Annotated in this window: 9 protein-coding genes and 3 pseudogenes; 7 read left to right on the top strand and 5 right to left on the bottom strand. The window is 70.6% G+C overall.

What is annotated here, in order from left to right:
• The first annotated feature begins 7 nt into the window (after positions 1 to 7).
• From ACIBBH_RS03860 to ACIBBH_RS03850, 3 genes and pseudogenes are all read left to right on the top strand, one after another.
• Positions 8 to 892, top strand: coding sequence for an acyl-CoA thioesterase (locus ACIBBH_RS03860; protein ID WP_399401616.1), 885 nt, complete (start codon positions 8 to 10; stop codon positions 890 to 892).
• Positions 893 to 923: 31 nt separating this feature from the next.
• A complete protein-coding gene (locus tag ACIBBH_RS03855) occupies positions 924 to 2,999 on the top strand; it encodes a 3-hydroxyacyl-CoA dehydrogenase NAD-binding domain-containing protein (protein WP_399401614.1) in 2,076 nt (691 codons plus the stop codon).
• A 114-nt stretch (positions 3,000 to 3,113) separates the two neighbouring features.
• Positions 3,114 to 3,311 (top strand): annotated as a pseudogene (locus ACIBBH_RS03850) (hypothetical protein); the annotation flags it as partial.
• 176 nt (positions 3,312 to 3,487) lie between these two features.
• Here ACIBBH_RS03850 and ACIBBH_RS03845 read toward each other — a convergent pair.
• The 5 genes from ACIBBH_RS03845 to ACIBBH_RS03825 all read right to left on the bottom strand — a co-directional run bounded on the left by ACIBBH_RS03845 (position 3,488) and on the right by ACIBBH_RS03825 (position 9,167).
• A complete protein-coding gene (locus tag ACIBBH_RS03845) occupies positions 3,488 to 4,537 on the bottom strand; it encodes an NADP-dependent oxidoreductase (RefSeq protein ID WP_399401612.1) in 1,050 nt (349 codons plus the stop codon).
• A gap of 50 nt (positions 4,538 to 4,587) precedes the next feature.
• Positions 4,588 to 5,907 carry an aldehyde dehydrogenase family protein gene (locus ACIBBH_RS03840; RefSeq protein ID WP_399401610.1) on the bottom strand — a complete coding sequence of 440 codons (1,320 nt, stop codon included), beginning with the start codon at positions 5,905 to 5,907 and terminating at the stop codon, positions 4,588 to 4,590.
• Positions 5,908 to 5,988: 81 nt separating this feature from the next.
• The gene (locus ACIBBH_RS03835; RefSeq protein ID WP_399401608.1) at positions 5,989 to 6,693 is read right to left on the bottom strand and encodes a type 1 glutamine amidotransferase domain-containing protein; all 705 of its coding nucleotides are present in this window, start codon (positions 6,691 to 6,693) and stop codon (positions 5,989 to 5,991) included.
• Between the two features lie 92 nt (positions 6,694 to 6,785).
• On the bottom strand, positions 6,786 to 7,712 hold the full coding sequence (locus ACIBBH_RS03830) for an NADP-dependent oxidoreductase (RefSeq protein WP_399401607.1): 927 nt from the start codon (positions 7,710 to 7,712) through the stop codon (positions 6,786 to 6,788).
• Between the two features lie 45 nt (positions 7,713 to 7,757).
• Complete coding sequence (locus ACIBBH_RS03825) at positions 7,758 to 9,167, bottom strand: MFS transporter (protein WP_399401605.1); 1,410 nt, start codon at positions 9,165 to 9,167, stop codon at positions 7,758 to 7,760.
• Between the two features lie 228 nt (positions 9,168 to 9,395).
• Between ACIBBH_RS03825 and ACIBBH_RS03820 the strand changes: the two genes are divergently transcribed.
• From ACIBBH_RS03820 to ACIBBH_RS03805, 4 genes and pseudogenes are all read left to right on the top strand, one after another.
• Positions 9,396 to 9,860: a MarR family winged helix-turn-helix transcriptional regulator gene (locus ACIBBH_RS03820; RefSeq protein ID WP_399401603.1), complete on the top strand. Its 465-nt coding sequence runs from the start codon at positions 9,396 to 9,398 to the stop codon at positions 9,858 to 9,860.
• Between the two features lie 894 nt (positions 9,861 to 10,754).
• Positions 10,755 to 11,116, top strand: a pseudogene (locus ACIBBH_RS03815) (beta-ketoacyl synthase N-terminal-like domain-containing protein); the annotation flags it as partial.
• Positions 11,117 to 11,165: 49 nt separating this feature from the next.
• Positions 11,166 to 11,372: pseudogene (locus tag ACIBBH_RS03810) on the top strand (acyl-CoA dehydrogenase family protein); the annotation flags it as partial.
• Positions 11,369 to 12,865, top strand: coding sequence for an AMP-binding protein (locus tag ACIBBH_RS03805; RefSeq protein ID WP_399401601.1), 1,497 nt, complete (start codon positions 11,369 to 11,371; stop codon positions 12,863 to 12,865). The pseudogene ACIBBH_RS03810 and the gene ACIBBH_RS03805, both read left to right, overlap by 4 nt.
• The last annotated feature ends 107 nt before the right edge of the window (positions 12,866 to 12,972 follow it).

The raw sequence follows: 12,972 nt of genomic DNA, 5'->3' as shown, positions 1-12,972 counted from the left end.
CGGAAGCATGGCCGGCCTGCCAGAGGTCCTGGCCCTCGACGAGATCGGGCCGGACCGGTTCCGGTCCGGCCCGATCCCCAGCGAGTGGGCGCGGACGTTCGGTGGCCAGATCGCCGCCCAGTCGCTGATGGCCGCGGCGCGCACCCTCGACCGGTCGTACTCGGCTCACTCGCTGCACGGGTACTTCCTGCGGCCCGGCCGTCCGCACGAGCCGACCGACCATCTGGTCGAGCGGATCCGCGACGGCGGCAGCTTCTGCACCCGCCGGGTGACCGCGGTCCAGGCGGGGGAGGCGATCTTCACGGTGACGGCGTCGTTCCATCGCGGGGACGAAGGCTTCTCCCACCAGGTGGGCATGCCGGCGGTGCCGGCACCTGACGACATCCCGGAGTCCGACCGCATCAACGGCTGGGGCATGCCGCGGCCCGCGGAGTGGCGCGACTGGGACATGCGATGGGTGCCCGGGGGCGAGACCGGCCACGTCCCGGGGGCGCCGGCCTGCCAGCGGGTGTGGATCCGGTACGGACGTCCGCTGCCGGACGACGGTGCCGTCCACGCCTGCGCACTGACCTATCTCAGCGACATGGCGCTGCTGGGCTCCGCGCGGCTGCCGCATCCCCGAACCGCCGTACAGGGTGCGTCGTTGGACCATTCGCTGTGGTTCCTGCGTCCCTTCCGCGCGGACGAGTGGCTGCTGTACGACCAGGTCTCCCCGTCGGCCGAGCAGGGCCGGGCGCTCACCCGCGGAAGGCTGTTCGACACGGGCGGCCGTCTGGTGGCCGCCGTCGCGCAGGAGGGACTCATGCGCTTCGAACGGCCCCGGCCGACGGAGGGCGGTGACAGGGAAATGTCCCTGTCATCCCCCGCTTCAGCTGTCCCCGACCCGCGTTGACCACCGACTCGTCAAGGAAGTGGTGCCACCCATGTCCACCCAGTACAGCGTCATCGGACGCACAGCGATCCTCCGCCTCGACAACCCGCCGGTCAACGGGCTCGGGCACGCGACACGGCAGGGCATCGTGCAGGGTCTGCACCGTGCCCTCGACTCCGGCGACGTCGATGCCGTCGTGCTCACCGGCCGCGAGGGATTCTTCTCCGCCGGGGCCGACATCGCGGAGTTCGGGACGCCCAAGGCCACCGCGGAGCCGACGCTCGGCGACGTCATCGCGGCTCTCGAGGCCGCGGACAAGCCCGTCGTGGCCGCGATCGACGGCACGTGCTTCGGCGGCGGACTGGAGCTCGCACTGGGCGCCCACTACCGGGTCGCGACGTCGAAGAGCAGGATCGGGCTCCCCGAGGTGAACCTGGGACTGGTCCCCGGCGCCGGCGGCACCCAGCGGCTGCCACGCCTGGTGGGGGCCGCCGTTGCGGCGGACATGATCAGCGGAGGTGCACCGCGCAGGGCGCGGGAGCTCGCAGACCTCCCGGGACAACGGCTCTTCGACCGTGTCGTGGACGGCGACGTGATGGCGGCGGCGCTCGAACTCGCGGCCGAGATGGCCGCGGTACGGCCGCTCCCGCGGGTGAGGGACCTGAGCGTGTCTCCCGGCGACGCGGCCGCGGTGAGCGCGATCCGGGAGCGCCTGGGCCGGCGCAGCCGAGGGCTCCTGGCGCCGGCGGCGGCTCTCGCTCTGGTCGAGAAAGCGGCGACCACACCGTTCGAGGAAGGGCTGGCCGAGGAGCGGAAGACGTTCCTGGAGTTGATGAACGGCCAGCAGTCGGCCGCCCTGCGCCATGCGTTCTTCGCCGAGCGGGCCGCCCGCAAGGTCCCCGGCGTCCCGCCCGGGACGCCGGCACGGACAGTGGACAAGGTGGCGGTCATCGGTGCCGGAACGATGGGCGGCGGCATCGCGATGAACTTTCTGGACGCAGGGATTCCGGTCACCGTCGTGGAGAGCAGCCAGGAGGCGCTCGACCGGGGCCTGGGCGTCCTGCGCGGCAACTACCAACGCCAGGTGGACAAGGGAAAACTGACGCCTGCCGGCCTTCAGCAGCGCATGGCGCTCCTGACGCCGAGCCTGGACTATGCGGACGTGTCGGACAGCGACCTGGTCATCGAGGCGGCCTTCGAGGACATGGACGTCAAGCGTTCGGTGTTCACCCGCCTCGATGAGGTGGCGAAACCCGGCGCGATTCTGGCGTCGAACACCTCGACCCTCGACATCGATGCGATCGCCGCGGTCACCGGGCGCCCCGGGGACGTCCTCGGCATGCACTTCTTCAGTCCCGCGAATGTCATGAAACTGCTGGAGATCGTGCGCGGGGCCAAGACCGCGGACGACGTGCTGGTCACAGCCATGGCGGTGGGACAGCGGATCGGCAAGACCGGCGTGGTGGCCGGGGTGTGCGACGGCTTCATCGGCAACCGGATGCTGGCCAAGTACCGGGATGCGGCGATGGAACTCCTCCGCGCGGGCGCGACCCCGGCCGATATCGATGCCGCCGCGGAGAACTTCGGCTTCGCCATGGGCCCGTTCCGGACGTCCGACCTGGCGGGCAACGACATCGGATGGGCGATCCGCAAGCGGCGCTACGCGGAAGACCCCGGCATGCCCCGGGACGAGATCGCCGATGCCCTGTGCGAAATGGGCAGGTTCGGGCAGAAGGTCGGTGCCGGCTGGTACGACTACAAGCCCGGCAGTCGCGAGGCGACCCCGAGCCCCGTCGTCGACGAGCTGCTGGCTTCGTTCCACACCCAGCACGGCACCGGGCTGCGTACCTTCGAGGGGGACGAGATCGTGCAGCGCCTCGTCTTCGCCCTCGTCGACGAAGGCGCGCGCATCCTCGACGAAGGCATAGCCCTGCGCGCCTCGGACATCGACGTGGTCTACATCGCGGGGTACGGCTTCCCGAGGTACCGCGGCGGACCGATGTTCTACGCCGACACGGTGGGTGCCGCACATGTCCTCTCCGCGCTCAGGCGGTTCCACGGAGACGACGGTTGGGAGCCCTCGCCGTTGCTGATGCGGCTGGCCGGCGAGGCCGGGACGTTCAACTGACGCCACCACCGCAGAGGCGGGACCCGGCGGTTACGCGGCGGCCCGGCTGCGACTCCTTCAGGAGGAGTCGCAGCCGGGCCGCCGCGCGCAGGCCAGGTTGTCACCCGGCAGGACGTGGCAGAGACCATCGGCGACGTCGACGTCGTCCTGGACGCCGTCGGCTCCTACGGGGAACGCTCCCTGCGCACCCTGCGTCCCGCCGGCACGTTGATATCGATTCTGCCGCTGGAGCAGACCTTCCCCTGCCGAGCAGGCCCGCGCCGCAGGAGTGTGAGCGGTGTTCATCGCTCGTCGAACCCGGCCGGGCCGCGTTGCGCGGGATCGCGATCTTTCATCGACAGCGGTCGGCTGCGCGTCGTAGTCGAAGCGTCCTGCCGAGCAGCGCCCCTTGACACTGTGCGAAACCCAGCAGGGGCCCGGTCGCAGGAGCGCCGGGCCCACCGGGCGGAGCGGAGTGCGCACCGCGGAGTGCGGTCCGCCCGCGATGGTCAGTTGTCGGCTGCGGCCTGTGCCGGCAGGGTGACGATCATCTTGCCGGTGTTGTCGCCGCGGAGCATGCCGAGGAATGCCTCGACGTTGTTCTCGATGCCTTCCACGACGGTCTCCTCGTAGTGGAGCTTCCCGTCGCGGATCCAGCCGCCGACCTCCTGCACGAACTGCTGTTGCAGGTCGTTGTGGTCGGAGACCAGCAGGCCGCGCAGAGTGAGGCGCTTGCCGATGGCGAGCGCGAGGTTGCGCGGGCCGGGGGCCGGCTCGGTGGCGTTGTACTGGGCGATGGCCCCGCACAGCGCTGCCCGGCCGTGCACAGTGAGGGCAGCGATCGCCGCCTCGAGGTGGTCGCCTCCGACGTTGTCGAAGTAGACGTCGATGCCGTCCGGGGCCGCCGCCTTGAGCTGCTCGGCCACGGGCCCGTTCTTGTAGTTGAAGGCGGCGTCGAAGCCGTACTTCTCGAGGAGCAGTCGGACCTTCTCGTCCGAGCCGGCGCTGCCGATGACCCGCTTGGCGCCCTTGAGCCGGGCGATCTGTCCGACCTGGCTGCCGACCGCACCGGCCGCGCCGGAGACGAAGACGGTGTCGCCCTCGTGGAACTCCGCCACGCGCAGCAGGCCCGCGTAGGCGGTCAGTCCGGGCATGCCGAGGACACCGAGGTACGTGCTCAGCGGAGCGGTGCCGGCGTCGACCTTCACGGCGTTTGCCGCGTCGAGGAGTGCGTACTCCCGCCAGCCGAGCCCGTGCAGGACGTGATCACCCACGGCGAGGGTGCCGGCGGGGGAGTCATCGCCCACGGCGACGACCACGCCGACCGCACCCCCGTCCATCGGCTGGTTCAGCTGGAAGGGAGGGACGTAGGATTTCACGTCGTTCATCCGGCCGCGCATGTACGGGTCGACCGACAGGTGCAGGTTGCGTACGAGGATCTGACCGGAGCCGGGCTCGGCGACGGGAACCTCGCGCAGGGCGAAGTCCTGCGGCCGGGGAACACCGTTCGGGCGGGCGACCAGGTGCCATTCGCGGCTGGTGCTGGGGAGAGCGCTCATGGTGGGAATGTCTCTTTCCGCCGTGTTCACGCACGGCTGGGGGGGGGGGATCAGCTGAGGGGCTTGGCGAGGACGGCTTTGCGGTGGCTGAAGGTCTCGATGGAGTAGCGGCCGTGGTAGCTGCCCATGCCGCTTTCCCCGACGCCTCCGAACGGCAGGTCGGAGATGGTGAGATGGGCCAGTGGCAGGCCGAACCCGAGGCCGCCGGAGGAGGTTTCGGCGGCGAGCCGCTCGCGGGTGGTGTCGGAGTCGGTGAACGCGTACAGGGCCAGCGGCTTGTCGCGGTCGTTGATGAAGTCGATCGCCTCGTCGAGCCCGGCCACTTCGACGATCGGGAGGATCGGGCCGAAGATCTCCTCCTGCATGACGGGCGCGTCCGGTGACACCTCGGCCAGGACGGTCGGCGCGATGTACTTCGTCTCGCGGTCGTACGCGCCGCCGGTGACCTGACGGCCGGAGTCGAGGAGAGCGGCCAGCCGGTCGAAGTGGCGCTCGTTGACGATACGGCCGTACTCCAGGGAGGCGGCGGGGTCGGGCCCGTACAGCCCCTCGACGGCCTTGGCCAGGGCGGTTTCCAGAGCACGTGCGGTCTCGGGGTCGGTGAGGACGTAGTCGGGCGCGACGCAGGTCTGCCCGGCGTTGAGGAACTTCCCGGCCGCGAGGCGGGCGGCGACGGTGTCCAGATCGGTGCCCCGGTCCACGAACGCCGGGGACTTGCCGCCCAGTTCGAGGGTGACGGGCGTGAGGTGACGGGCGGCCGCGGCCATCACGATGCGGCCGACCGCGCCGTTGCCGGTGTAGAGGATGTGGTCGAAGCGCTGCTCGAGCACGGCGGTGGTCTCCGGGACCCCGCCTTCGACCACGGCGACCGCGTCGGTGTCGAGGTACTGCGGCACGAGGCGGGCCAGGGCGGCGGACGTGGCCGGGGCCAGTTCGCTGGGCTTGGCGACCACCGCGTTGCCCGCGGCCAGGGCACCGGCCACCGGGGCCAGCAGCAACTGCGCCGGGTAGTTCCAGGGGGCGATGACCAGTACGACCCCCAGAGGGTCGTACTGCGTCCAGGCACTCGCCTCGCCGATGAACGCGGGGACGGGGGCCGGTTCGGGGCGCAGCCACCCGTCGAGATGCTCCAGGGTGTGGTCGATCTCGCGTATGACGAAGTCGACTTCCGTGCGGTACGCCTCGGTGGAGCTCTTTCCCAAGTCGGCGTGGAGCGCCGCGGCGAATGTCTCCCCCTGCTCGGTGAGCAGGGTACGCATCCGGTGCAGCTGCTCGGTGCGCCAGGCCACGGGCTTGGTCTTGCCGGAGCGGAAGGTGGCGCGCAGCCGGGCGACGAGCTCGGCGGGCTGCTCGGGCGCGGGGTTGTTCATGATTCCCTCACAGGTGCGGTACGGGGACGGGGCGTTGTCGCCGCGCCGCGGGGCAGCCCGGGCGTCGGCGTCGAGGGGGGATCAGCCGCGGTTCAGGATGTCGATGAGGTTCCGGGCGAGCTGCGCCGAGGAGGCGGGGTTCTGACCGGTGTGCAGATTGCGGTCCGCCACGACGTGCTCGCTGAAGGGGGCCGCGGCCTGGAAGTCGGCCCCCAGTTCCACCAGGCGGTCCTGGAGCAGCCACTTGGCCTTGCCGGCGAAGCCGGCCGCGGTCTCCTCGGCGTTGGTGAAGCCGGTCATGCGATAACCGGCGAACGGCCAGCTGCCGTCCTCGCGCCGGGCGGCGAGCAGGGCCGCCGGGGCGTGGCACAGCACGCCGAGCGGCTTGCCGGAGTCCAGCGCCGCAGTCAGCAGGCGGCCGGAGCCGGCGTCCACGGCGAGGTCCTCCATGGGGCCGTGGCCACCGGGGTAGAGGACGGCGTCGTACGCGTCGAGGTCGACCTCTTCGAGCTTGACCGGGTTCTCCAGGTCTGCGCGGATGGAAGCCAGGTACGCGGCGATGGCGTCGGCCTGCTCCTTGCCGCCGGTGGACTCGGCGGCGAGGCTGACGGCGTCGACGGTCGGAGCCACGCCGCCGGGTGTGGCGATGGTGACGTCGAACCCGGCCTCGCGGAACAGCCGGTGTGGTGCGGCGAGTTCCTCAGCCCAGTAGCCGGTGGGGTGCAGGGTGCCGTCGGCGAGCGTCCAGTGGTCGGCGCCGGTGACGACGAACAGAACTGCGGTCACAACTGTCTCCTTCGAAGTGCGCGCGGGGCGCGCGGTGGTGGGGGCTTGTGGACCGGCAGGGTGCCGGTGGTGGTGCGGCGGCGAGCGGTGGCTCAGGCCACAGTGATGATGATCTTGCCGCGGGTGTGGCCCTCGCGGTTGAGGCGCTGGGCGTCGGCGGCCTGGTCGAGGGGGAACGTGGCGGCCACGTCCACCCGCAGCTCCCCGCGCTCGGCGAGCTCGGTAAGAGCCTCCAGGTCCCGGGCGTCGGGTCGCACGAAGACATACCCGCCACCGAGGGCGAGCACGGCGCCGTCCACGGCCGAGGCCAGGCGGCCGCCCTCGGCGAGCAGCCCGGGCGAGACCTTCAGGGCGTCCCCGCCGACGAGGTCGAGGACGGCATCCACGCCCTGCGGCGCGAGGGCGTGGACACGGTCGGTGAGGCCCTCGCCGTAGGCGACCGGCTCCGCTCCCAGCCGGCGCAGGTAGGCGTGGTTGTACTCGCTGGCGGTGCCGATGACCCGGGCGCCGAGAGATCTGGCGATCTGTACGGCCAGGGAGCCGACGCCACCCGCCGCGGCGTGCACCAGCACAGTGTCGCCAGCGCGCACGTGCAGGGACCGTGTCAGTGCCTGGTATGCGGTGAGACCGGCCAGCGGGAGGCCGGCCGCTTCCTCGAAGGAGAGGTTGGCGGGCTTGCGGGCGAGCGTACGGATCGGGGCGGCGACGTACTCGGCGAATGTCCCGCGGGAGACGAAGTCCTCACGGACGTAGCCGATCACTTCGTCACCGGGAGCGAACTCGGTGACCCCGACGCCGGTCTCCTCGACGGTGCCCGCCACGTCCCAGCCGGGGATGACGGGGAAGACGGCGTCCATGACGGCGTCCAGGTACCCGGCCTGGATCTTCCAGTCGACCGGGTTGACGGATGCCGCCTTCACACGGACCAGTACGGCGTCGGCGCCGAGCTTCGGGTTCGGGACGTCGCCGTACTCCAGGACGTCCGGGCCGCCGTAGGTGCGGTAGGTGATGGCCTTCATGGGGGTAACTCCTTGTTGCGGTGGTGCAGATCGCGGTGGGGCTCGTCAGGCAGCGGCTGTGGCAGCGGCCGGCTCCTTGGCGGGCAGGTGTTCCGTACGGGGCGCCGGCTGTCCCCGCTTGAGGCCGACCAGCGAGAGGGCCAGGACGAAGGCGAAGGCGACACCGGCAAGGGTGAAGCTCAGGGTGAACTGGCTCTCGGCGGGCAGCGGGGGCACTCCGGCCGGAAGGTGCTCGATGGTTCTGGACGCGAGCAGTGAGGTGATCAGCGCGCTGCCGATCGAGCTGCCGAGGGACCGGGAGATGGAATTGATGCCGTTGGCGATGCCGGTCTGGTGGGATGGCACCCCCGCGACGATGAGGGCGGGCATCGCGGCGTAGCCGAGGCTGATGGCTGTTCCGACAGCCATTGCGGCGCCGATGACCGAGGGGGTGGAGGAGTGCGCGGCGGCCAGCCACGCGAAGCCGACGACGCCGATCATCGCGCTGAGGGCGAGGGTGAGGCGTGGTCCGACCCTGCGGATCAGCAGGCCACCGAACTGGGAGGCGACGAGGGACGCGAGCGTGCTGGGCAGCAGGTACTCGACGGAGGCGCGGAGAACGGAGGCGCCGAAGCCGTAGCCCGCGACGTCCCTCGGCACCTGCGCCAGGTAGGAGACGCCGAGGAACTGGGCGAACATCCCGAATCCCACGAAGAGGCCCGCGAGGTTGCTGAAGAGCACCGGGCGGTTGAGGAACATCCGCATGTCGACCATGGGTTCGCGGACGCGGCTCTCGGTGAAGCTCCAGACGCCGGCCATGATGACCGCTCCGCTGAAGCTGCCCAGCGTACGGGCGGAGGTCCAGCCCCACTGGTGGCCCTGGGAGATCGGCAGCAGCAGGAGAACCAGGAAGAGGCCGAGGGTGAGGGCACCGAGTATGTCGGTACGGCCGCCGGTTTTACTGCGGCTCGCCGGTACGAGGAGGACGACGGCGAGCAGGGTGACCACTGCGAGGCCGGCGGCCAGCCAGAAGACGCGATGGTAGTCGGCGTCCTCGCCGCGGGTCAGCAGGCCGGTGGTGACCAGCGCGAAACCGCTGCCGAACGCCAGGGTGCCGCTGACCAGCGCCATCGCTCCCGGCAGACGGCGGGCACGGACCTCCTCGCGGAGCACCGACAGAGCGAGCGGGAAGATCGCGGTGGCGGCGCCCTGCAACACGCGGCCGACGATCAGCCAGAGCAGCGAGTCGGTCGTGGCGGCCAGGACAGAGCCGACGATCATCACCGCCAGCACGCCGACGAGGGTCGGCTTCTTGCCGTGCTGGTCGCCGAAGCGGCCGAGCAGCGGGGTGAAGACGGCTGCGGAGAGCAGGGTCGCGGTAGTGACCCAGCTGACCTCGGCCGAGCCGGCGCCGAGGCTGCTCTGGATCAGGCCGAGGATCGGCACCACCAGTGTCTGCATCATCGAGACGATCATCGCGGCCAGGCTCAGGGCAAGGACGACTGCGGTCTCGGTTCGGTGTCGGCCGTGCGGCGGAGCAAGGGGTTGTGACACGGGTGCTTTCTCCGGTGCGGTGCGGGGCGTCATGGCGGAACCCGACGGGGGACTGGTCTGTTAGATGCTTGATGCAGCCAAGCAGTGGATGAGACGGTAAACCTCAATGGTTGAGGAAGTCAAACGTTGAGCTGGCCCTATACTTGCGGCATGGTCCACGCCCCCGCCTCGCCCGCCGACCGCTCCGCCGCGCAGGGCGGCGACCCTGCCCCCGACGCACTCATGGAGCGCTTGGCACGCGCTGCTGCCGGTTACTACCGGGACCTGACAGCGGCGGCCGCCATGCACGGGCTCACCATGTCGCAGGCCAAGATGCTCATCCTGCTTCGGCAGCCGCTGCCCATGCGCGCCCTCGCCGGACTGCTCGCCTGTGACGCCTCCAACATCACCGGGCTCGTCGACCGGCTGGAGGCACGTGGACTGGTCTCCAGACACCTCGACGCGGCCGACCGGCGGATCAAGAACGTGGTCGCCACCGAGGAGGGAAGGGAGGCCGTCCGCCTCATCCGCGCCGACATGCGGGCCACCTCGGCAGCCTTTGCGCGTCTGGACGACGAGGGCCGCCGCAGCCTCTACGAGCTACTGGGGCGCCTGCACCCCGAGGAGGCGAGCTGATCGCGGCCGGGGTGCCGACCGCCGCACATCACCTCGCCGGCATGCAGCGGGTCGCTGGTCAGGACTCCCCGGGATCCTCCGCTGGTGCGGCAACCCGGGGGAGGCCGGCCACCGGCCGCCAGGCCGCCATGGACGGTGTCGGCCCGCTGCAAGGACACTTCGCGATGTGCCGGTCCGTAGGCCAGGAGCGGAACGATGTGGGGTTGAGCGGTCGGCGCAGCGCGATACGGCCGTGCCCAGGACGCCACTCCATGCCGCCAGTTTCGGCCTCGAAGCCCGGGACATCCCCGCTCGCCATGATGGTGTTCGCGACCCCGTGAAGGACATCGTCCTTGGTCTTCACGCGCTCATGGATCGAGGAGACTCGGACCCCGAGGCTTCGGGTGGGCTTGCGCATCGACCGCTGGTATTCGGCGATGGGCCACCCGAACTGCTCGCGCTCACCGGCGTACCGCAAGCTCGCCTCCAGAGCCCCGCTCGCGATGCCAGCGCAGCCGCCTGCCACCGACGTCCACAGCATCACGTGCTGCCCAGGTACCGTTGGTGATCAACGCCTTCTGACCGGTGATCAGCCCGTCGGTGCCGTGCGTCCGGCCCGGGTGACGAGTCCGGCAACGTCGGAGCCCGTGCCGGGCTCGGTGCGCCCGAAGAGTCCCCGCGGACCGATTCATCCATGATCAGGCAGCAGATCAGGTGGTCGCCGCCGGAGCCGCGGTACACCTCGGGAACCGTCAACCCCGGGAAGTCGATGCCTCAGCTCGGATGCTGCAGCTTGGATGCCCGCTACACCCATGCGCTCCGCGCCAAGGCTTCACAGCCGGTGGCGTCAGGGGTTACATTCCAAAAACTTGCAGTGCTAGTTTAATTCCGCGGTACGCCGCCGAAGGAGGCCCCGTGCGCCCCGTGTACTTGGCCGCCGCCCGCCGCACCCCCCATCGGTCGGCCGCGTGGCGCCCTCTTCACCGTCCGCCCCGACGACCTCGCCGCAGCCGTCCTCAAAGGCCCGCTCGCCGATGTGCCCGCCCTGGACCCGGTCCGCATCGACGATGTCCATCGGTGCGCCGCCCACCGGGCGGGCGGGGACAACCGCAACGTCGCCCGGATGGCGGCGCTGCCGGCCGGCCTGCCGGGGTCCGTGCCCCGCAGCCACGGTCAACCGGCTGTGCGCCTCGGGCATGGAGAAGGTCACCGCCGCTGCTCGGACCATCGCCGCCGGCGAGGCGGAGGCGGTGGTGGCCGGCGGCTCGGAGTCGATGATCATCCGGGGCACCATGGGCTCCTCCCGGTACGCCTGACACCGCGCTCGAACACCCGGGACGGCGCACGCAGTTCGGCACGCCGATCGCCGCCTTCCAGCTCACTCAGGCCAAGCTCGTCGACATGGCGGCGGAGCTGAACAAGGGCCTGCTGCCGGCCCTGCACCTCGGTCGTCAGAAGGACACGATCGGCCTGCGCCCCGACCAGGTCGGCTTCGGCACACTCACCAACACAGGAGACAAGGATTCCGGATGACCGCAACCCTCTGCTTCGAAGACAAGGAGATCGCCCCCGAGGAGCTCGATGCCCGGGCGCGCAAACTGGCGGGCGGGCTGGCAGCGCTGGGGATGCGCGAGGGCGACGTGATCGCGGTGCTCCTGCGCAACGACCCCGTCTACGTGGACATCATCCTCGCCTGCCGCATCGGCGGGTTCTCGTACTGCCCTCTCAACTGGCATTTCACGCCGCCCGAAATCGGCTACATCCTCGAGGACTGCGGCGCCCGGGCGGTGATCGGCCACGCCGATCTGCTCCGTGCGGCACGCGCCGTGCTGCCCCACGGCGTCACCACACTCGCCGTCGCGGGCGATGCCGGCGGAGAATCGGTCGACTACGAGAACTGGCTGGCGCAGCAGCCCGATTACAGCGGCCCGGTCGTCGCACCGCGCGGGCACATGGCCTACACCTCGGGCACGACCGGACGGCCCAAGGGGGTGGTCCGCGCTCCCATACCCCTGGGGGAACTGGAGCTGTACCGAAGGCGGTCCCTCGAGGTGATGGAGGCCTGTTTCGGGGTGCGGGCCGGCTGCCGTGCCCTCGTACCGGCTCCGCTCTACCACAGTGCGCCGAGCGGTTTCGCGCAGTGGACGAGCCAGATCGCCGACACCCTCGTCATCGCGCCCCGCTTCGACGCCGAGCAGACGCTCGCCCTGATCGAACGCCACCGCATCGACACCCTGTACTGCGTCCCGACCATGTACGTCCGCCTGCTGAAACTGCCCCGCAGCGTGCGTGAGCGCTATGACCTGTCCTCCCTGCGGTTCGTCGGATCCACGGGCGCGCCCTGTGCTCCGGAGGTGAAGCAGGCGCTGATCGACTGGCTCGGTCCGATCGTGTACGAGACCTACGCCTCCAGCGAGAGCGGCTGGATCACCGTGATCGACTCGAAGGAGGCACTCGAGCGTCCCGGCAGTGTCGGCCGTCCGGTCGGCGAGGCGCGGATCCGCGTCATCTCCCCGGACGGTGCGGACTGTCCCCCGGGTGAGACCGGGATCATCTACGTGCGGCAGCCGGCGTACACCGACTTCACCTACCGGAATCAGCCAGACGCGCGTGAGCGCGTCGCCTTGGACGACCTGATCACCCTCGGGGACATGGGCTACCTCGACGCGGACGGTTACCTCTACATCTGCGATCGCGCGGTGGACATGGTGATCTCCGGCGGAGTCAACATCTATCCGGCCGAGATCGAGAACGCGATCCTCGGGCAGGCCGGTGTGCTCGACTGCGCGGTGTTCGGTGTGCCCGACCCCGAATTCGGAGAGCGGCTGCACGCCCTGGTGCAACCGGAGCGTGATGCCGTGGTCGACCCCGGGGAGCTCGGCCAGGCCCTGCGCGCCACGCTCGCCGGCTTCAAGGTCCCGCGGAAGATCGAGATCGTCGACGACCTGCCGCGTGACGACAACGGCAAGATCGCCAAGCATCGCATGCGTGCGCTGTACGCGGAGCTCGGGGCGCGACAGGCCTGACCGGCGTCTCCTGCCTCGACCGGCCGGGCTCAAGCAGGACATTGCCAACGGCGTCCCTGACGACCTGCGCCCTGCGGAATCGGCGCTCGCACTGGTCTCGGCGGGAA

The sequence above is a fragment of the Streptomyces sp. NPDC051636 genome, from assembly GCF_044453765.1.
Lineage (GTDB): Bacteria > Actinomycetota > Actinomycetes > Streptomycetales > Streptomycetaceae > Streptomyces.
Note: the sequence above shows the minus strand (reverse complement) of the source record. Positions and strands in the feature narration are given on the sequence as shown.